Origin of the sequence: Chryseobacterium scophthalmum, from assembly GCF_900143185.1 — a bacterium.
Taxonomy (GTDB): Bacteria; Bacteroidota; Bacteroidia; order Flavobacteriales; family Weeksellaceae; genus Chryseobacterium; species Chryseobacterium scophthalmum.
Window position 1 is genome coordinate 1800590 of record NZ_FSRQ01000001.1, and the last position, 20826, is coordinate 1821415.

Sequence of the window (20826 nt, forward strand, 5' to 3'; positions counted from 1 at the left end):
GATTGATCAACTATAATTGATTTAATTCTCATAAAATTCAAGCGGTAAATCATCCGGATCTTGCGTAAAGAAAAACTCTTTTCCGGTGAATTCATCAATACGGATTTCTTCACAGTTTAATCCTTTTTGAATTAATTCTTCGCGTTTTTCATTAACATTTTCCACAGAGAAAGCTAAATGTCTCAGTCCACAAGATTCTGGTCTTGAAGGTCGTTGCGGAGGATTAGGAAAAGAAAATAACTCGATAACGTAATGTTCTCCGATCGCTAAATCCAGTTTATAAGATTGTCTTTCTTCTCTATAAACTTCACGGATCATATTTAAACCTAAAATTTCGGTATAAAACTTTTTTGAAACTTCGTAATCTGAGCAGATAATGGCAATATGATGGATTTTCATTTAAAATTATTTATTACAGTTTGTTCTTCTTGTATCGATTAAATATTGAATTTTCCAGACATTATTTTGTTTTACCAGTTGAAAACTATTGGCTCCACAATGCGAAAACTTTCCCTTGTAATAGAATTCGTAAGGTGTAAAAACACTCGCCAGATTTCCATCAATATGAATGGCTTCAAATTTAATTTTTTCGTCCGCATCATTCTTTGATAACTTAGAAAAAGAAGATAAGAAATTTTGTAGTTTTTCTGTTTTGATTTCGTTGTTTTTTGTGATTGTTTGTAAAATCGCTTCGTCAGCAAAAACAGATTTTATCATGATTGTATCTGCATTTTTCATTCCTGTAAAAAGCTTTTCTACACTTTCTTTTATGGCATCATTTTCAGTTTTCTGGGCGAAACAGAACGAACTTAAAAATAATAAAACGATTAAAAATTTTTCCATATTATGAGTTTTAAACTTTAAAATTAAAAAATATATCGTTCATCATCACTGTTTACATCAAAACTGGCACGAAATTACCTGAAAATATCTTATTTTTATTTTATATCTTAAGAAATATGTGGGAAACTTACCTTGTTCTAAGTGCTTTATTGCTGATTTTAACCGTATTGCCAAAAATTCCGAGCCCGCATTGGATTTTTCGGTTTCCCGATTTTGGTAAAATTCAGATCACTTATTTTACAATCATCACTTTTGCTTTAGGATTTATTATTGAAAAGACAGACTATTTATGGTATCTGCAAGGTTTATTATTGGCAATGATTATTTATCACGGAATTACTCTGATTAAATATACTCCGCTTTATAAAGTTAAAAAACATCCACAAACCGATCAATCTTCAAAGAAATACCACTTCATTTCTGCCAATGTTTATCAGTTTAATACCGATTTCGAAAAATTTATTAATCTCATCAACAAAAACAAACCGGATGTATTTCTAACAATGGAAAGCAACGGCGATTGGGAAAAAGCGCTGCAGGTTTTAGAAAAAGATTATCCGTACCAACATAAAGTCACACTTGAAAATACCTACGGAATGCATTTTTATTCTAAAATAAAAGTTGAAGAATCGAAAACGCATTATTTTGTAGCGGATGATATTCCGAGTATTGAAGCACATTTAAAAACCGAAGATGGTTTTGAATTTGTATTTTTTGGAGTGCATCCTCCACCTCCAAGTCCGACCGAAGAAGAAACTTCAAAAGAAAGAGACGGCGATATTCTCAGTGTTGCGAAAAGAGTAACCAAAATAAAAAAACCGGTGATTGTTGTGGGAGATTTCAATAATGTTGCTTGGTCTAAATCTTCTATTTTATTCAGAAAAACAAGTCATTTGATTGATCCCAGAGTCGGTCATGCTTTTGTATCTACTTTCCATGCAAAATACTGGCTTTTCAGATTTCCTATCGATCTGATGTTTCACAGTGAAGATATTTTCATTAAAGATTTAAAAACATTAGAAAATTTCGGTTCAGATCACCTTCCGATTTATTGTGAATTCTTTATCGACCACCACAATGATGACCAGGAAGAACGTATAGAACAAGCAGATTCTGAAGAAATTGCCGAAGCCGAAGAAATGATCGAAGAAGGAAAACAAGAAGATGGAGAGCGTGATACAGTTGTAACTGAAGATTGATAATTAATTTTAAATTGAAAAAAATCTTATTGGATTTGTTTCTTTTTACTTCTAAGATAAATACTTCCTGTCAACATCACAAAGAGAACTCCAACGATAAATCCGCCAATCACATCTGTAAACCAATGTGCTCCCAAATAAATACGCGAAATCGCTCCTAAAACAATCATTGCCGAACAGATTGCAGAGATTATTATTTTCCAAGATAATTTTAAAATTCCTGATGAAATTGCAATCACGATCAATGTTCCGAAAAAAGCAGTATAAAACAAAACATGACCGCTCGGAAAGCTTTTATAGTGGGTTTCTTCAACAATTCTTACAAAATCTGTTGTAGGTCTCGGACGGTCGATAAGCATTTTTAAAACATAACTTACACCGCCTGATAAAAGACATGACAATATAAAAAAAGCTTCTTTGGTATATTTAAATATCAAGAAAATCAAAGAAAATACAACAACCATAACTGCTGCAACATAAACGGTTCCCAACCAACTGAAGCCTTTCATTAAAACGTCTAAAATTGCACTTGGCTCTTCCTGCAGTTCCTGAGAAACAAGAAGATCCCAGGATTTTGGAGAAGAATCAACCACATAAAAACTCAAAAGAAGAAAAACAACGATAAAAAAAATAGAAAAACACAGAAAAAGCGTTTTTCTTTTATCTTTGAGATAGGTTGAGAAATCACTCAGAAATTCATTTTTGAAACCCATATTACATCTTAAATTTGAATTGTTTTAATTTAATTATCATTTGGGCTGCAAATTTGATGCAAATTATTTTATAGAAGAAAGATTATCTTTTTTTCGAATTTTAAAAAAGTAAAATAGATTGATTCCAACTGAATATGAAAAAACAAATCGCAAAAGTAATAGGTCCAGGAATACTTTCCAGTTTTTTGGTAGGAACCATTTTTATGATCGCGTTTTTAATCATAATTGATATGCAAACTCCAGATCATTATGAAGATGGCAGACCGAAAATGAACTGTTTTGGTGGTTTACAATACGGAATCGCAATAGGAATTCAAATAGTAATAGCTTTTCTTAGTTTACCCGCTTTTTTAATTCTATTCAAACAAATCAGAAAAAATAAATACTTTGTATTTCTGGCATTTTTCGCAGGATATTTTCTTTATCTGTCTTTAATTTTAACAAGTCTTCCTGAATTTTCAGGTGATGAATATTTTATCATTATTCCTTGGGTTAACTTTTTAGTTTGGTTTTTTTATTATTTTAAACTGAGAAAGATAATTAACAAAAATGATGATCATCAATGACGTTTTACAGATTTTCAAAAAAATATGAAAATCAAAAATGTAAAATCATACACAGTTTGTCATTCCGTAGGAATCTAAGCATTTTTAAAATTACATTTCAAACAAATAATTCCAAAAATCTAAATTTGGATTAGTACATCTAATCAACTTTAATTTTTTACTCCTAGAAAAATTCTTAATCTCATTTTCCCTTTCAATTGCCTTATGAATCCATCCAAACTTTTCATAATAGATGAGAAACTCAACATTGTATTTAGCCGTAAAGCTATTTTCATTTTGTTTGGTGGAATGTTGAAATAATCTTTTATGAAGATTATTTGTAATACCTGTGTACAAAACAGTTTTTCTTTTATTTGTAAGGATGTAAACATAGAATGTATAAATACCTTCAGAAAATTCTATCATTGTGTTTTGTGTTTTGTTTTTTATTTTCAAACTTTAAAAATTGCTCAGATTCCTACGGAATGACAAACTGTACGTTTAAAACATGTAATAAATTTAATAAAAAACTTTGCACAAAACTTATGCACAATTAATAAAGTAAAAACACTTAAAACAAAAAAAGCGAACTAAAAGTCCGCTTTTATATTTTAAAAAGGCCAAAGATTTCGCCAACTCCATCCCCAATTAATACTTCTATTCATTCCCCACGTTCCCATTACTTTACCTTCCTCTATATTTCCAAAACCAATAAAATTAAAAGTACAAATCCTATTCGCTAGTAAAGTTTTCTTTTCTTCATTCTAAAATGTCATCACATCCTTCACTACTCCATTCTTCTGAGTATGTTGAAGCAATTCAGCTTCGATAAAAGTTTTTATTTTTTCCTCTGAACCATCATTTGGAAACAGTAAATGAACATTTGCACCCGCATCCAAAGTAAAGAATAACGGCAAATTGGTTTCTCTTCTGAAATCCCAAATTTTATTGATTACTTCTAGAGTTCCTGTTTTCATTAAGATAAATGCAGGATCGCTCATCATCATCATTGCATGAAGCGTCAATGCTTCGTGTTCTACTAATTTTATAAAACGTTGCATATCTCCGCTTTTCAAGATCTCTTTCATAGGAACAAAATTTTCTCTTGCTTCCTGAAATCTTCTTTCTGCATAGGGATTGGTATTCATCAAACCATGGCCAACCGTTGAAGAAACGCTTTTTACACCTTCATGAATCAGCAAAACCCAATCGTTAAAATCTTTGAAAATATCATGAACTTCAGAATTCGGATATTGTACAGCAAACAAATCTGAACTCCCTTCAACCTCATCAGATTCGCCCCAAACAATCAAACCGTTGTAAAGACTTCTGCAAGCACTTCCGCTTCCTAATCTTGCTAAAAAAGATGCTTTTGTTAAAGATTCTTCATCAGAATTTTTTCCGGAAAAACTTTCATCCAGTTTCATCAGACATTTTGCGATCGCTCCAAAACCTGATGCTGAACTCGCAATTCCTGAACTGTGAGGAAATGTATTTTCTGTTTTAATAATATATTTTCCTTTTAAAATCCAAGGAAGATACTGTTCAATATTTTTAAAATATTTTTCAATTTTTTCGGCAAATTTCACTTCTTCGTTTCCTGCAAGAAAAGTTTGTACAGAAAATATTTCATTGGCTAAAAATTCCATCTCTGTATTTGTTTTACAATGATTTAATGTAAAGCTGATACTCGGATTTGCAGGAATCTGATCTTTATATTTCCCCCAATATTTAATCAAAGCAATATTTGACGGACAGCTTTCTGAAACCGTTTGATTGTTTATCGTAAATTCGTTATTCCCTAGAAATTCTTGTGTTGTTGTCATAGTTTAGTTTAAATGATAAACCTGTTTAATCTTAAGTGCTAAGATATTTTTATTTCTTCTTGATCATCTTATTAGATCCGCAATATGAAAAACCTTTAGTCTTTCACAATTATTTTTCATGCTTTTTAATATATTGATTCAATACAAATTGAACATGCAATATTCCTATAAAAAATGTCCAAACTGAATTAATTTCTATTCCTTTGAATTTTTCCATAATCTGTTTTCGAAGAGAATAAATACAAATCAGAAAAGATATTACGTAGCCAACTTGCCCAAGCCAATATAAAATCATCAAAATAATCCCATTTGAACTGGAAGAAGAGCTAAGCAGATAATTTAAACTTACATGATTGCATGAAAGAAAAAATATCAATAAAATAATCCACACATTAAGCTTCGCATCGAATTTAATATTTTTCTTAATAAACCAATACGGAACAAAAAGTCCAAGACTTAAAGCAGAATATATAATGATAAGAAAAATATTTTCTGTTTTTATTTCATTTTTAAGAATCTCGAATTTCAGCAGGTAAACAATTATTCCATATAAAATAAGTTTATAGCCGAAACCTCCCACTAAGCTTATTAAAGGATACCATTTTAAAATTTCTGTTGAATCGTGGTAATCAGCTTTCAAACGTTGATTAACATAATACTCCACAATATGGCTTATAATTGTGAAAGCAAGTCCGACCAATAAATAATAATTTACCTTATCTTTTGAAATTTTATCAGAAAAATAAAGATAAAGTATGATGGTGATGAGACTGAGAATAGGAAAATAAGATAATAAATCCGGAATAAATTTTTGCAACATATGTTTTTTTTAATAAGTTAATACATTTTTTCAATCAGATCCGCATATTTTTTCAGCACGATATTTCTTTTAATCTTCAAGGTTGGGGTTATTTCTCCTGTACAAATTTCAAATTCGGCAGGCATTAAAGTAAACTTTTTTACTTTTTCGAAGTCAGAAAGATGCTGTTGCAATTCATTGATTTTCTCTTTGTAAAAATCGATTATTTCTTTCTTTTTTACAAGTTCTTCCCAATTGGTAAACGGCATATTCTTTTTCTTAAGATATTCACTCAAAAACTCAAAATTTGGAACAATTAAAGCCGAAACGAACTGTTTTCCTTCTGCAATTAAAACAATCTGCTGGATGATATTATTATTGGTCAGCAAATTTTCGATCATTTGCGGGGCAATATATTTTCCGTTGGATGTTTTCATCAGATCTTTGATTCTGTCGGTAATAAACAGATTACCTTTTTCGTCAAACTTTCCGGCATCACCTGTTTTAAACCAACCATCCTGAGTAAAAACTTTTTCGTTTTCTTCAGACTTGTTGTAATAGCCTTTCATAATTCCATTTCCTTTTGCCTGAATCTCGTCTTGTTCACCAATACGAATTTCTACACCCGGCAAAGGTTTTCCACAGCTTCCATGTTCAAAATTTGTGAATGGAAAAGCTGTTAAAGTCGCGGTAGTTTCCGTAAGACCATAACCAACGGTAAGGTGAATATTCACCGATTCGAAAAACTGGGTAACTTCCGGTGACAAAGAAGCTCCTCCACAAGGCATAAACCAAAGTCTGCCCCCCATTTTTTCTTTAATTTTACTGTAAACTAATAGTTCTGCAAAGGTTTCTTTTATTTTTAATCCGAAAGGAATTTGTTTTTCTGTTCTTTTTAATTCTCCGGTTTGTTTTCCTACTTCTAAAGCCCAATTGAAGATTTTCTTTTTTAGTGACGAACCTTCTTCTGCTTTTTCTAAAACTCCGGCATACACTTTCTGGAAAAATCTAGGAACCGCACACATCATCGTTGGCTTTACCTCTTCCAAAGCTTTCGCTATACTTTTCGGATCTTCTAGGAAATAGACTCTTGCTCCGCCGTACAGACAAAGTAAACTCCAGCTTCTTTCGAAAACGTGGGTTAAAGGTAAAAATGCTAATGAAAGTTCTTCTTCGAAATTTTTAAATTTAAAAAACTCAAAATGCGCATCAAATGCTTTAATGAAATTTCCATGCGTTAACATTACTCCTTTCGGCGCTCCTGTAGTTCCGGAAGTATAAATAATCGTTGCTAAATCGTCATCATTTTTAGAAATAACTTCAAGTTCCGGAGAAGATTTAGCAATAAAATCTTCAAGATAAAAACTGCTGAATTCTTTCTTAATCCAGACTGCTTTTTTAGAAACGATGATCGTTTTAAGAAGATTGTCGGTGTCTTCTTTTTTCAAAATTTCAAGACAGCCGTCATATTGCACCTGATCTCCGACCAAAACAATTTTTGCACCCGAATCTTTTAATATAAATTCTGCCTGCTCTGCATTATTGGTAGAATAAATAGGAACTGTAATAGCGCCAATCGACATTGCAGCCAGATCAAATATCATCCATTCTGCAGAATTCTCGGCATAAATCGCTACTTTATCATTTTCCTCAACACCTGAATCTTTCAGCGCATTGGCTGTTTTAAAAACAATTTCGCCAAACTTTTTCCAGCTCAATTCTTTCCAACCTTCCTTTTTTTTGAAACCAACTGCCGATTTTAAAGGATGTTTTTCTATATTTTTTTTAATAATTGCCTCTGCAAGATTCATTATTTTTGTTCAGCTTTTTGTCGTTAATATAATTGTTGAGATTAAAATCGATGCTTTCCTGTACCGGAATAAATTTAAAATTCAATTGATCCTTAATTTTCTGATTAGAAATCACATTGAGAGAAGAAACTGCATCAATATTTGATTTGGTGGCCATTTTCAGTTGAGGAAAAATCCATCCGAAAAACCAATTGGCAATTCTTCCGATTTGCAAAGTACTTTTTGAAAGAATTTTCGCTTCTTTTAACCCTAATTTTGTTCTGATCTGATTTCCAAGGTCAGCGTATTTTTTACTTTCAGAAACGATGATAAAACGTTCTCCGAAAGCATTATTTTCCATTAATTGGATTGAAATTTCAGCGACATCTCTTACGTCAACATAACTTGTTCCGCCCGAGAAAGTAAAGCTGTTGTTCTCAAATGTAGGGAAAATATCACCGCTGCTTTTTCCCCAGTTTCCGGTTCCGATGATCATTCCAGGATTGATGATAATTGTATTTAATCCTTCTGCAGAAGCTCTCCAAATTTCCATTTCAGAAAGATGCTTTGAAATTGCATAAGCCGAATGTTCTTCTTTAGGATTAAAGTCTGAACTTTCGTCGAGCTCGCCTTTTTCATTCAATAAATCCAGCACAGCAATTGAACTTACGTGAAGAAATTTTTCTACTGTAGAATTTTCACAGGCAAAAAGAAGATTTTCTGTAGCCTTAATATTGGTATGATACATCTCTTTCTCATCTTTCGGATGAAAACTTACTTTTGCAGCACAGTGATAAACTTCGGTAACTTCTTTTAAGGCAGATTCAACATCATTAATATCATCGAAATCAACATCAATCCATTCGATTTTATTGAAAAAATCATCCGGATTTTCAGTATAAAACTGATAAGAATGTTTTACTTCATTGATGTTGCTTGAAGGTCTTTTTGCAGCACGCACTTTTTTACCTTTTTTCAAAAGTTCTAAAACGATGACTCTGCCTAAAATTCCTGTTGCTCCTGTTACAAAAACCATGAATTTAATTCTAATTGATGACCTTCAAAATTGGGTCGGTTTTATTTTTTATAAAAATTGATTTGAGTTGAATTTCAACTGAAAAACAATTTGTGCAAATTTGCAACTTTTTCAGTCAAAACTCATTAGATTTTCATAATTATTCAGATTTTCTGAGGTCATAAAAAAAGGAAACCTAAATATTAAGTTTCCTTTCTGATATAAATTTGTTAAATATGAATTCATCATAAAAACAAATCAAGTTTATCAAATATATTCATTAAAATAAAAATTAAATAATGAATTACTTTGCATAAAGCAAATATTATTACCAATTTGACAAATCTAATATACGATAAAATAATTCACAATATTTAAAAATAAAATAATTGTGAAAATTTTAACAATATTTAAAACAAATGTTTAGTTGTTTAAATTCAGAAAATCTTTTACTACAGTTGCAAAATCTACAGGATTATCTGCCTGAACCCAATGTGCTGCATTTTTAATTTTCACAAACTGAGCTTTTGGAAACTGTTGTTTAATCGAAAACTCATCCTGTGGTAAAATATAATTTGATTTTTCGCCGGCAATAAATAAAGTTTCTCCCTGAAAAACTCCATATTTAATCGCATTAGAAACAAATTGATTGTATTTTTCTGCAAGCGTTTTCAGATTAAATCTCCAGTTAAGTTTTTTACTTTCACCAGATTCTTCCCAATACAGATTTTTAGCTAAAAACTGAATCGTTGATTTCTCAGGAATATATTGAGTTAAAACTGCTTCAACATCACTTCTGGAAGCAACGGTATTAAAATCCACCATTTCCAAAGCTTTGATAATTCCCTGATGATGCGGCGGATAAGCTTTTGGAGAAATATCCACAACGATTAATTTTTCTACTTTTTCAGGATAATTGATTGCGAACTGCATCACTGCTTTTCCACCCAAAGAATGTCCTAAAACGTGAGCTTTTTCAATTCCGTAATGATTCATATAATTGGCAATATCATCTGCCAAATCATCATGCGACATCTCTTCAGAATGAAAGCTTCTGCCATGATTTCTTAAATCAATTAAATGAATTGGTAAAAAATCACCCAATTCTTTTCCGAAACTTCCCCAATTATCAAGCATTCCGAACAAACCGTGAAATACTAAAAGCGGTGTTGACGACAAGTTTTCGCCAAATATTTTTGAATGTAAAATTTCCATATTTTTTTAGATTTTAGAGGTTAGAAATTAGAAGTTAGTAAAACAGTGCGCAAAACTAATTTCTAATATCTAACTTCTAGTTTCTATTTATCCCATTTTGCCAATCTCTTTAAATATGCCTGAACCGTGTTTTCCATTCCCATGTACAAAGCTTCAGAAACCAAAGCATGACCAATAGAAACTTCTAAAAGATTCGGAATATTATCTGCAAAATATTTTAAATTTTCTAAACTTAAATCGTGACCTGCATTAATTCCTAATCCAAATTCAGCAGCTTTTACAGCCGTTTCATAGTAAGGTTTAATCGCTTCTTCTTTATTTACCGTATAATTTTTTGCATACGCTTCTGTATACAATTCGATTCTATCAGCTCCGGTTTTTGCAGCATACTCTACCAATTCAGGATTCGGATCAAGAAAAATAGAAGTACGGATTCCTGCATTTTTAAATTCAGCGATAATTTCCTTTAAAAAATCAAGATGTTTTTTTGTGTCCCAACCTGCATTTGAAGTAATGGCGTCATCTGCATCAGGAACTAAAGTTACCTGTTCCGGTTTTACCTTCAACACCATGTCGATAAACTCTCTGTGAGGATTTCCTTCAATATTATATTCGGTGGTAACCAAAGGCTTCAGATCATATACATCTTTTCTGGTAATGTGCCTTTCATCAGGTCTTGGATGAATGGTGATTCCATGTGCACCGAATTCCTGAATTTTTATTGCAGCTTCTGTCACACTTGGCGTTTCACCACCTCTTGCGTTTCTCAGCGTTGCAATTTTATTAATGTTTACACTTAGTTTTGTCATTGTATTATTAAAGTTTAAGGCTGAAAATTAGAATTTTAAATCATTTAAATTAAGTTTAAAATCTTACGCCTTCATTAATTAAAGTACAAAAATAAAAAAACCACTCGAAAGTGGCTTTATAAAAGTTTTTTAACTTCCAGTGAGTGCAAGTCTGACTACCGTAAGAATGACGTTCACAGTACCTATTAACGATAAATTACAGAGTGAATTTATTTTTTTTAAATAATTGAAAAATTTAAAACTCAACCTTGTCAAGGTTATTATTAAGGTGCAAATTAACCTTGACAAGGTTTAATCCCAACATTTAAAAAAATTATTTTGGCAATCCTATCTGCATAATCTGCAGATCAAATTCTTTTGAGGCAACCAATAAGTGGTCAAAAATATCTGCCTGAATCTGCTCAAAACGCTGCCAATTCGAATCATTTGTAAAACAATACACCTCCATCGGAAGACCTTGTGTTGTAATTTCTAACTGACGAACCATAATTGCGCTTTCTTTATCGATTTCAGGATCATTTTCTAAATATTTTTGTGCATAATACCTGAAAACACCAATATTGGTAAGCTGTCTTCCGTTAATCACTTTATCTTTATGGTTAATCGATTCTTTTTCCTGATTGATTTCCGAAGTTTTATCGTTCAGATAATCTGAAATAAGATTGATTTCTTTTAAACGTTCAATTTCTTCGTTATTTAAAAATTTGAAAGAATTAATATTAAAGAAAATAGATTTTTTAATTCTTCGGGTATTCGATTCAGACATTACCTGAAGATTTTTTATTTCGGTAGTCAATAAATCGTACGTTGGAATTGAGGAAATTGTTTTATCAAAATTGGCGATTTTCGTAGTCAACAAACTGATATCCAGAATATTTCCTTCGATATTATATTTAGGAATACCGATCCAGTCCCCTACTTTTAAACTTTTAGAAGTAGCTACATGAATCCCAGTTACAAAACCCAAAATGGTATCTCTGAAAACCAATACCAAAACCGCAGTAATTGCTCCTAAACTTCCTACAATTGTAGTTCCTTTAATCCCAAAAACCACACAAATGCTTACTACAGTAAAAATAAAAATCCCCAGAATCTTTACCGTTTCTGAAATAGCATTGATTGCCATTACTTTATAATAATCCTGTTTAATTGTGAAATAATATCTAAAACCCGTTAAAGAGCGATAAAGCATTCCGGCAAGAATAAGAACCATACCCAAATTAACCGCACGATGAATAAAAATAGTGGTTTTGGTAAGTGCACCTACAAAAATAGACTCATGCATTGAAGCGATAAAACTCAATGCTATAAAATGTGCTACGGAATTAGTAATCCTTGACTGATAAACAGATTTTAAAACAGGAAATTTATTTTCGTTGTGAAAAAACCGAAAAGTGTAATTGATGATGAGTTTGAAAATAAAGTCAAATAATAAAAAAATAGCAATCAGTAATCCAATCTTAACAATAATATGAAAAATCCAATCCGTCCCGGATGGAGAGATTTTGCTTACATAAATATAAAGCTGTTCACTGATTTCCTGAAAAAAACTCTTGGTATCTTTTATTTCGTCTTTCATTACAACAAATTTAGGTAATTTAGGAATGATTTTGGTTTATAAATCTGAATATTATCAGCAATTATCATCCCAAATAAATAGAACCAATAACTTTTTGCTAACTTAGTTTTAATTAAAAACATATGGATCACTCATTAATTTCTCTGTTAAGTATTATTTTACTTATTCTGGGAATCTTAGGAACTTTTTTGCCTGTTTTACCGGGGCTTGTTTTAAGCCTTGCCGGATTATTAATTTATAAATACGGAACAGATTCTGATCTTTCAGTTCTTTATATTTGGGCTTTCGTTATTCTTACACTTACGTCTGCTGTTTTAAACTATGTAATTCCCGCAAAAACCAACAGGAAATACGGTGGAACACGATGGGGAAGCATCGGTTCGATCATCGGTACAATTGTAGGAATCTTCATTCCAATCCCTCTCGGGTTTTTGGTAGGAATGTTTGCCGGAGTTTTTATTGGTGAACTTTTGCACGACAGTAAAGACATGAACAAAGCATTAAAATCTACAAAAGGAGCTTTTATCGGTTTTATTTACGGAACAGGATTTAGTTTAGTTGTAGGAATTGCAATGCTTTTAGTTGTAATTTTAGACATCGTTAACGTCATATAATTTATAAAAATGTATAAAAATATAATCGTAGGTTTAAGTTTTATCAGCTTAGTAAACTGCAATGCGCAGAAAGAAACCACAAAACAAACTACAACCAAGCAAGAAACTACCATTGTGAATGAAACACCTCTTAAAAAAGAAGGTAATATTATTTATTTCCGTGAAGGAGAAAATAAATTCTTGCAAGAATTTCAGATGAATGTCACCTTCAAAAATATTGCAGAAGACAGCCGTTGCCCTGAAGGAACACAATGTGTTTGGGCGGGAGTTGCCGTTGCCAATGTTGAATTCATGAGCACAACAAGTAGACCCATGATTTTACAATTATCAACCGCAGAAGTTAAGGGTAAAGATTACCACAAAACGCAGGCATTTAATGGATATTCTATTTCTTTAAAGGAAATCACTCCATATCCAACATCACAGAAGGGTACAAAATCTCTTTCTGGAATGTATAAAATTGGAATTGAAATTAGTAAAGAAAATAATTAAACCACTTCTACCAAGAGATTGTTTTCTTACCTTTTGAAGCAAGATATTCGTTAATTTTCGAAAAAGGTTTGCTTCCATAAAAGCCTCTGTATACAGAAAAAGGTGATGGATGCGCCGATTTTATAATAAAATGTTTAGCCGGATTGATCAGTTCGGCTTTTTTCTGTGCAAAAGCTCCCCACAAAACAAAAACTACATTTTCTTTTTTATCTGAAATTTCTTTGATAATAAAATCAGTAAATTTTTCCCAGCCTAAATCTTTATGAGAATTTGGAGAATGCGCACGAACGGTTAACGTTGCATTTAATAATAAAACACCCTGTTTCGCCCAATCGTCCAATTCTTTTGAAGTACGCACTACTCCTACATCGTCTTTTAATTCTGTAAAAATATTTTTAAGCGAAGGTGGCGCTGTAACCTGTTCTGAAACTGAAAAACACAAACCATTTGCCTGAAAATCGTTATGATAAGGATCCTGACCAATAATTACAACTTCCACATCTTCAAAAGCAGTTAATTCCAACGCTCTGAAAATCTGATTTTTCGGTGGAAATACTTTTGTTGTTGCGTACTCTTGTTTAACTTTTTCCCAAAGTTGAGTAAAATATTCTGTGCTTTTTATTGGGGCTAAAATTTCTGTCCAGGTCATGATTTCAATTTGAAAATTTGAGAATGAGTTAATTTGAAAATTCAATTTTTACATTAGATTGTCATTGACTTCATCGAATCTTCAATTTCTGAATGAAGCAAAGCGTAATGTAGAATTTATTAGCAAAATTAATGATTAGAATTGAGATTCTTCCTTCGTCGGAATGACAAAATCATATATTTTTCCTTAAACTAAAAACCAGATTATCCGGAAAACCTTCATCCACTCTCCCCTCTTCCAAAGTAAAGTCATTTTTTAGAAGTAATGACTTTGAATTTTCATTAAATTTATTGGTGAATGCTAAAATTTCATTTAAATACAACTCATTAAAACCGAAATTCAAAACAGCTTTCAAAGTTTCAGACATGATTCCTTTTCTGTGATGATCAGGTAGTAATTCATAACCGACCTCAGCTTCCGTTCGGTCTTCAGAAAATCGGTATAAACAGATTGTTCCGATTAGATTGGGTTGATTTTTCAAAGAAATTCCCCAATAAAATGTTTCTTTGTTTTCTACTCTCTTTTTAATTGTCAAAATAAAATCCAGTGCGTCATAATTTGTTTTTGGCGAAATTCTTTTGACAAACTGATTGACTACTTCATTGCTTCGAATCTTTAAAATATCTTCTACATGACTTTCGTCGATTGATTTTAAAACTAATCTTTCGGTTTCTATTTTCATCTATTAAATGTAAGAAAACTTTCAACCATAAAAAACACAAAAACTTAAACACATTAATAATTTAGTTTAATACATATTGTTTTAGAGAAACCCATCAGCTTTTGAAAATTTTAAAGCCCCTTAATTATTCAAACTAATACTTTTGTGTCTTTTGTTGTTTAAATAAAAACACATTTTCAAATTCTCCAATTAATTCATTTTCAAATTAATTATCTTTGCACTGTGTATATAGATAAAGAAGATTTAGACGAATTAGAATTTCCGCAATTGCTCGCGGAAATTGCTCCTTTTGCATATTCTCCGAAAACGAGAGATAAAATTCTTGAACTTCGTCCGATGGAAATTGACGAAGCTGAAGTTTCATTAAAAAAAACTTCCGAATATTTATCGAGTTTTGAAAGTTCGAATGCGATTCCATTCAATGAATATGAAGATATTGAAAATGAACTAAAAGTAATGCTGATCGAAAATTATCGATTGGAAAATGTAGCTTTTATCAAAATAAAAACGTTAACGGAACAAATTGGGAAACTGCAAAAGTTTTTTCCAACCATGCCCGAAACTTTTCCTAATTTGATTCAGGATGTTTCTGCATTAGAATTTAGAAAAGAAATCATTGATAAAGTTGATAAAGTTTTTAACCGTTTTGGCGAAGTGAAAAGTGAAGCCTCACCAATTTTAAAAGAGTTGAGAACGCAAATTCAACATGCCAAAAAAGCAATTACAGAAAATTTCAACCGAGCTTTATTCAATTACGGTCAAAGTGAATTTTTGGATGATATTCGCGAAACGATTATTGACGACCAAAGAGTTTTGGCGGTAAAATCGGCATACAAAAAAAGAGTTGCTGGAAGAGTTTTAGGACTTTCAAAAACCGGTTCTATTACTTACATGCAACCCGATTCTGTAGTAAAGCATTATTTTAAGCTAAAGGAAGATCAGGAAGAAGAGAAAAAGGAAATAGACAAAATTCTGAGAAAATTAACCGCAGAATTGGCAGAATTCCAACCTCAGCTTTGGAGATATCAAATGTATATTTTCGATCTTGATTTAACGAGAGCAAAAGCGAAATTTGCAGAGCTTGTTAACGGAGTTTTACCGAAAATCAACCGCCACAGAACACTAAAATTAAGAGAAGCTTTTCACCCTTTATTGTTTTTGAGAAATAAATCTGAAAACAAAACTATTTTCCCACAATCATTAAGTTTAACAGATCATAACAGAATTATCTGTATTTCCGGACCGAATGCTGGAGGAAAATCTATTACGCTGAAAACTGTAGGTTTGCTTCAATTGATGATCCAAAGTGGAATTTTGGTTCCTACACATCCGAAATCTGAGATGTTTTTCTTTGATAAAATTATGACCGATATTGGCGATAATCAATCTATTGAAAATCATCTTTCGACCTATTCGTCAAGATTAAAGAAAATGGGCGGGATCATCCGTGAAGCCGATGCAGAAACACTTTTATTGATTGACGAATTTGGAACAGGTTCTGACCCTGAATTGGGTGGCGCTTTGGCTGAAAGTTTCCTTGAATTTTTCTATGATAAGAAGAGTTTTGCGATTATTACAACGCATTACACGAATATCAAATTGGTTGTGGAAGAGCTTCCGAATGCGCAAAATGCGGCAATGCTTTTCAATGAAGAGACACTTGAACCAATGTACAAACTGGAAATCGGACAAGCAGGAAGTTCATTTACTTTTGAAGTTGCTGAAAAGAATAAAATCCCAAGATTTATCATTCATTCTGCCAAGAAAAAAGTGGAACATGATATTGTGAATTTAGATAAAACTATTGTAAAACTTCAGCAGGAAAAATACGAAGTTGAAAAGCTGAAAACTGATCTTGCCGAAAGAAAGGAATCGGTGGAAGACAAGCGTGATAATCTGCAAAAACTAAATGAGCAGCTTCAGCAAAAGTTATTCAATTTTCAGAAATTGTACGAAGATGAGCATCGTAAACTTCAGTTCGGAACCAAGATTGAATCTTTCATCGACAGCTATGTAAAAGGAAAATCAAGGAAAGATGTGGTGAAAGATTTCGTAAAAATTCTGGAACAGGAAAAATTCAGAAAAATAGGAGCTGATAAAGATGAAACTAAGCGTCTTCAGGTGGTAAAAAGAAAAATTACCCAACAACTGAAAAAGGAGGAGGTTATCGAAAAAATTACCGAAACCAACGAAAAGATCGAGGAAAAACGTAAAGTAGACCGCGCTGTCTGGATGAAAGAAGGGCAACGTGTGAGAATTACCGGAAGTACAAGTGTGGGAACGATTGAAAAAATATCGAGAAATAAAGTGACGGTAAATTATGGAACGTTTAAGACAATGATCGATGCTGACGAACTGGAGAGAATTTAATTTTGAATTAATTTTCAACGCAAAGATTATCTTCTACTTTTAATATTTTAAGAAGCAAAGAGTTGCGAACAAGTCGCTTAAGCTTGAATATGCAGACGATTTATCAAATTATTTTATTGATTATTAATTTTAAATGACTGTAAAAACTCATATCACATTTAAGGATTTTTTGAATTTTAATATTAAAAATTCATTCCCAAGAATTATTATTTTTTCATTAATCATATTAGCTATTTTTGGGTTAAACTTTTCTAATGCTGAATATAATACGAAGGAAATTTTCAAATCTGCATCGATTTGGTTTGCTGCTGTTTTTGTTTTTATCATCATCCGTTCTTATTTCCGTTTGAAAAATGCTTTTTACTCTAACAAGAAAATTCAGGAAGAGATTATTTATACTTTCACTGATGAAAAAGTTCAGACCAAAGGCGAAACATTTGATGGCGATTTTACATGGAATACAGTCCACAGAGTAAAAGAAACCAAAGACTGGTTTTTAGTTTATCAAAGTAAAACAACGATGAATATGATTCCGAAAAAATACTTTTCACCAAGTGAAATTATAGAATTAAGGAATATTATTGAAAAAAATAATGTGAAAGCAAAACTTAGAAATGATTAAAAAAAATCATTTTAATATAAAAATAGAGCGCTGTAACTGGCGCTCTATTCTTTTTTATTTCTTAATAAATTTAAACCTTGAATTTTCTTTTTCCTTTAATGAAATAAAATATATTCCTTTTACTAAATGACCGACTTTCAATGTTTTATTTTTAGTTTTCCCTTCGCTTAGCTTTTGTCCTGCCACATTATATATTTCAAAATCTATATCTGATGAAATTCCTGAAATATTCAAAACATCTGAAGTTGGATTTGGGTAAATACCGATTTCTTTATTTTTATTAATTTCAGTTGTTGCAAGATTAGCTTCTGTTGATAAATATACATCATAATCCTCAACCTCACCATAACCAAAATTGCCGCAACCGTTTGTAACAGCTGTATTTGAAAAAATAACTCTCATCGTAACAGCACAACTTATATTTCCGCCGACCGAAGCTAAAGACGGAACGCTAAACGTATTTGTACTAATATTAGCCGAGCTTGATGTAACATTCATAATTATTTCGCTCGTTTCGAAAATCCCATTTGCATTAAAATCAATCCAAGCCGTTACAAAAGCTGCATTTGGATTGATTGCACCTATTTTGGTAGCAGAAATCATATTGTTTGCAGAATCCCAAGTTAAATAAACTTTACGAGTAGCGTCGGGACGATAATCGGTGTATAAAGATGCGGCTGAATTGCTTATCATTTGTGATAAACCAGTTGAGGAAGGAGTAACTGTAATATTCGAAAGATGCATAAGGCCAGAATTTGTTGATTCTGATGTAAAATAATTGAGTTTTGTATTAAAAACCACTAAAGTTGACCATGCACCAGGAACGTTATTACAAAGTTTAGCAACCTGTACTTCATAAGCTGTGCATGGCGTTAAACCATTCAAATTAAAAAAATTCTGGTTTCCGGGGACAAACGGTGAACTCCATGGAAAATTCCCAACAGGCCTGAATCTCAAAATATAATTTGAAGTATTCGGATCATTTGCCCAACTCACAGTTGCTGCTGTATGTGAAATATTTGTTACTGAAACATTTGCCGGAGCCAATAGATCGCAAAAAAATTCAGACTTTGCTTTTTCAGGAATACTTTTTCCCTGATAAAATGTAGTTCCAAATAAAACAAGAAATAAATACAGTAAATTTTTAATCATGTAATTAGTTTTAAATTATTTTTAAAAATAATAAAATATTCTTCAACAAGTGATTAAAACTTTATTCTTATTTTTGAAAATGCTTGTCAATATTAAAATATTGTGGATCTTTTACAGGAAACTTCTCATTCCGGGAATTATATTTTCTTTATTGGCCTCCATTCCAGCAGGAATAAATTTTGAAAATTTCAGCTTTGGTTTTTTATTTATTTTCCCGTTGATGCATTATTTCATCTATGAATTAAGATTGAAAAACGAATATCTTTTCTATGCTAATTTTGGGTTTTCCAGAATATCGCTTTGGATGATTACAGTTGCTTTTAGTGTTATTTTAAAACTTATTTCATTTATTCTATGAGCAAGCTTCATATCGACAGCATTACAAAATCTTTTGGTGAAAAAGATATTTTGAAAGACATTTACTTAAGCTGTGAAACCGGGAATATTTCCGGGCTTTTAGGAAGAAATGGTTCGGGAAAGTCAACTTTATTTCAAATTATTTTTGGATCGATAAAAGGTGATACACAATATATAAAGCTCAACAATACGATTTTACAAAATCAATTTGACCGAAAAAATAGAATCACCTATTTACCTCAACATTCATTTTTACCAAAGAATATAAAAATTAGAAAGCTTATTAATTTGTTTTGTGATAAAGAAAACAGTACAAAAATTTCTCAATCTGAATTAGTTCAACCATTTTTAAATGAGACTCCAAATACGCTTTCAGCTGGCGAGCTTAGAATTGTAGAAGTTTTGCTGATTATTTATTCTAAAGCAGAATTTATTTTGCTGGATGAGCCGTTTCACAGTCTTTCTCCAAAAGTAGTAACCGAAATTAAAACAGCTATTAAACAACAAACTGATAAAGGCTTTATTATTTCGGATCATCAATATCATGATGTTTTGGATATTTCAGATGATATTTTTCTTCTTTCTGATGGTCATTTAAAACCAATTAAAGATTTAACAGAATTGAAAAGGTTTAATTATCTTCCAAAAAATATTTAATTTATATCTTTGAGCTATAAATATTCTTTTCATCATGACTTTCATCCACAAAGCAATCTATTTATCGGTATTCTGTATTTTTTCTTTTAGTTTGATCAATGCTCAGAATAAAGTTCCTTTTGGCGTAGTAAAAGCCGAAGAAGGTTATGCAATGGTGCGTGTACACAAAGAAGATTACCGTAAAATTGTTGACAAAATCAGGATGAAAAGAGGAGATGTTTTTGTTTATGTAAAACCTGCTCCGGGAGAAACTGAATGGATCTGGATAAAATATCCTGAAAAAGAAGAGCTCCCAAAGCCTTTTGTGAGATATGACAGTCTTAATAAAGAAGGAATGGTGAATAAAGGTCGTATTGCATTTATCGATCAGCTTCCAAAATTTACTCCGGTATTATCTAAAAACGGAAGATCGATTACTTTTACAGACAATAATAATCAGAAAATACCGACTGCTCAAAGAACAAAAGTGGTAATTGATATTTATCCATCAAGTGCAAAATTTAAAAAGCAGGAAAAAGATGCCGAAGGAAATATCATTAAAATAGACAAACAAAAAACCTGGGGACTCGGAAAGGAACTTCCTGAAGATTTAAAAGAAATAAAATCAGTTCGAGTACAACAACCCGGAAGAGGTTCTGTTTTTGTAAGAGAGGCGATTAAAAATATGTTTAATCCGACGATGGACTTTGAAAACATGGGAGTTACTTCAATTGATGATGACCATATTTTTCTTTATATGATTAATGGTTCGGGTGAACACCGATACACTACTTTCTGGACAATTAAGGAAGGAAGAGCAATCAGCCAGATTATTTACAGCAACCCTGAATAATTCTTTACCATATATTCTTTTATTATTCTTATTTTTGCAACCGAAAAGTCTTTAGCTTTTGGCGTA

22 protein-coding genes are annotated in these 20826 nt (G+C 31.6%); 8 read left to right on the forward strand and 14 right to left on the reverse strand.

Translation table 11 applies throughout. The features are described from left to right. Positions 1–21 precede the first annotated feature (21 nt). Together gloA2 and BUR17_RS08080 are read right to left on the reverse strand one after the other, a co-directional pair. Positions 22–399 (reverse strand): SMU1112c/YaeR family gloxylase I-like metalloprotein, encoded by a 378-nt coding sequence (gloA2, locus tag BUR17_RS08075; protein WP_074229790.1) that lies wholly within the window; start codon positions 397–399, stop codon positions 22–24. Between the two features lie 6 nt (positions 400–405). Beyond that, entirely contained in the window at positions 406–843 is a 438-nt protein-coding gene (locus BUR17_RS08080; RefSeq protein ID WP_074229791.1) for a nuclear transport factor 2 family protein, read from the reverse strand. Positions 844–959: 116 nt separating this feature from the next. Between BUR17_RS08080 and BUR17_RS08085 the strand changes: the two genes are divergently transcribed. Beyond that, positions 960–2042: an endonuclease/exonuclease/phosphatase family protein gene (locus tag BUR17_RS08085; protein ID WP_074229792.1), complete on the forward strand. Its 1083-nt coding sequence runs from the start codon at positions 960–962 to the stop codon at positions 2040–2042. A gap of 26 nt (positions 2043–2068) precedes the next feature. On the opposite strand, the gene BUR17_RS08090 is transcribed toward BUR17_RS08085, so the two are convergent. Then, positions 2069–2755: a phosphatase PAP2 family protein gene (locus BUR17_RS08090; RefSeq protein WP_074229793.1), complete on the reverse strand. Its 687-nt coding sequence runs from the start codon at positions 2753–2755 to the stop codon at positions 2069–2071. Positions 2756–2889: 134 nt separating this feature from the next. Between BUR17_RS08090 and BUR17_RS08095 the strand changes: the two genes are divergently transcribed. Further along, the gene (locus tag BUR17_RS08095; protein ID WP_074229794.1) at positions 2890–3321 is read left to right on the forward strand and encodes a hypothetical protein; all 432 of its coding nucleotides are present in this window, start codon (positions 2890–2892) and stop codon (positions 3319–3321) included. A gap of 90 nt (positions 3322–3411) precedes the next feature. Here the strand turns inward: BUR17_RS08095 and BUR17_RS08100 are convergent, their stop codons facing one another. From BUR17_RS08100 to BUR17_RS08135, 8 genes are all read right to left on the reverse strand, one after another. Next, on the reverse strand, positions 3412–3726 hold the full coding sequence (locus tag BUR17_RS08100) for a GIY-YIG nuclease family protein (protein ID WP_074229795.1): 315 nt from the start codon (positions 3724–3726) through the stop codon (positions 3412–3414). A 338-nt stretch (positions 3727–4064) separates the two neighbouring features. After that, complete coding sequence (locus BUR17_RS08105) at positions 4065–5126, reverse strand: diphosphomevalonate/mevalonate 3,5-bisphosphate decarboxylase family protein (protein WP_074229796.1); 1062 nt, start codon at positions 5124–5126, stop codon at positions 4065–4067. A 109-nt stretch (positions 5127–5235) separates the two neighbouring features. Next, on the reverse strand, positions 5236–5946 hold the full coding sequence (locus BUR17_RS08110; RefSeq protein ID WP_074229797.1) for a hypothetical protein: 711 nt from the start codon (positions 5944–5946) through the stop codon (positions 5236–5238). 17 nt (positions 5947–5963) lie between these two features. Further along, positions 5964–7736 carry an AMP-dependent synthetase/ligase gene (locus BUR17_RS08115; protein ID WP_074229798.1) on the reverse strand — a complete coding sequence of 591 codons (1773 nt, stop codon included), beginning with the start codon at positions 7734–7736 and terminating at the stop codon, positions 5964–5966. After that, positions 7711–8751, reverse strand: coding sequence for an NAD-dependent epimerase/dehydratase family protein (locus tag BUR17_RS08120; RefSeq protein ID WP_074229799.1), 1041 nt, complete (start codon positions 8749–8751; stop codon positions 7711–7713). Before BUR17_RS08120 ends, BUR17_RS08115 begins: the two co-directional genes overlap by 26 nt. 402 nt (positions 8752–9153) lie before the next feature. Beyond that, complete coding sequence (locus tag BUR17_RS08125) at positions 9154–9945, reverse strand: alpha/beta fold hydrolase (protein ID WP_074229800.1); 792 nt, start codon at positions 9943–9945, stop codon at positions 9154–9156. An 83-nt stretch (positions 9946–10028) separates the two neighbouring features. After that, positions 10029–10754: a pyridoxine 5'-phosphate synthase gene (locus tag BUR17_RS08130; protein ID WP_074229801.1), complete on the reverse strand. Its 726-nt coding sequence runs from the start codon at positions 10752–10754 to the stop codon at positions 10029–10031. 313 nt (positions 10755–11067) lie between these two features. Beyond that, a complete protein-coding gene (locus tag BUR17_RS08135; RefSeq protein WP_074229802.1) occupies positions 11068–12333 on the reverse strand; it encodes a mechanosensitive ion channel family protein in 1266 nt (421 codons plus the stop codon). A gap of 122 nt (positions 12334–12455) precedes the next feature. On the opposite strand from BUR17_RS08135, the gene BUR17_RS08140 reads away from it, so the two are divergent. Further along, positions 12456–12947, forward strand: coding sequence for a DUF456 domain-containing protein (locus tag BUR17_RS08140; RefSeq protein ID WP_074229803.1), 492 nt, complete (start codon positions 12456–12458; stop codon positions 12945–12947). A 9-nt stretch (positions 12948–12956) separates the two neighbouring features. Continuing rightward, entirely contained in the window at positions 12957–13439 is a 483-nt protein-coding gene (locus BUR17_RS08145) for a hypothetical protein (RefSeq protein ID WP_074229804.1), read from the forward strand. Positions 13440–13446: 7 nt separating this feature from the next. Here BUR17_RS08145 and BUR17_RS08150 read toward each other — a convergent pair whose 3' ends face one another. Beyond that, on the reverse strand, positions 13447–14088 hold the full coding sequence (locus tag BUR17_RS08150; protein WP_074229805.1) for a uracil-DNA glycosylase: 642 nt from the start codon (positions 14086–14088) through the stop codon (positions 13447–13449). A gap of 172 nt (positions 14089–14260) precedes the next feature. After that, positions 14261–14770 carry a GNAT family N-acetyltransferase gene (locus BUR17_RS08155; protein ID WP_074229806.1) on the reverse strand — a complete coding sequence of 170 codons (510 nt, stop codon included), beginning with the start codon at positions 14768–14770 and terminating at the stop codon, positions 14261–14263. Positions 14771–14992: 222 nt separating this feature from the next. Between BUR17_RS08155 and BUR17_RS08160 the strand changes: the two genes are divergently transcribed. After that, entirely contained in the window at positions 14993–17140 is a 2148-nt protein-coding gene (locus tag BUR17_RS08160; RefSeq protein ID WP_074229807.1) for an endonuclease MutS2, read from the forward strand. Positions 17141–17273: 133 nt separating this feature from the next. After that, on the forward strand, positions 17274–17762 hold the full coding sequence (locus BUR17_RS08165; protein WP_074229808.1) for a YcxB family protein: 489 nt from the start codon (positions 17274–17276) through the stop codon (positions 17760–17762). 54 nt (positions 17763–17816) lie between these two features. On the opposite strand, the gene BUR17_RS08170 is transcribed toward BUR17_RS08165, so the two are convergent. After that, positions 17817–18914, reverse strand: coding sequence for a GEVED domain-containing protein (locus BUR17_RS08170; protein WP_074229809.1), 1098 nt, complete (start codon positions 18912–18914; stop codon positions 17817–17819). 354 nt (positions 18915–19268) lie between these two features. Between BUR17_RS08170 and BUR17_RS08180 the strand changes: the two genes are divergently transcribed. Together BUR17_RS08180 and BUR17_RS08185 are read left to right on the forward strand one after the other, a co-directional pair. Further along, on the forward strand, positions 19269–19928 hold the full coding sequence (locus BUR17_RS08180; protein WP_074229811.1) for an ATP-binding cassette domain-containing protein: 660 nt from the start codon (positions 19269–19271) through the stop codon (positions 19926–19928). Positions 19929–19962: 34 nt separating this feature from the next. After that, entirely contained in the window at positions 19963–20760 is a 798-nt protein-coding gene (locus tag BUR17_RS08185) for an SGNH/GDSL hydrolase family protein (protein WP_228418635.1), read from the forward strand. Positions 20761–20826 lie beyond the last annotated feature (66 nt).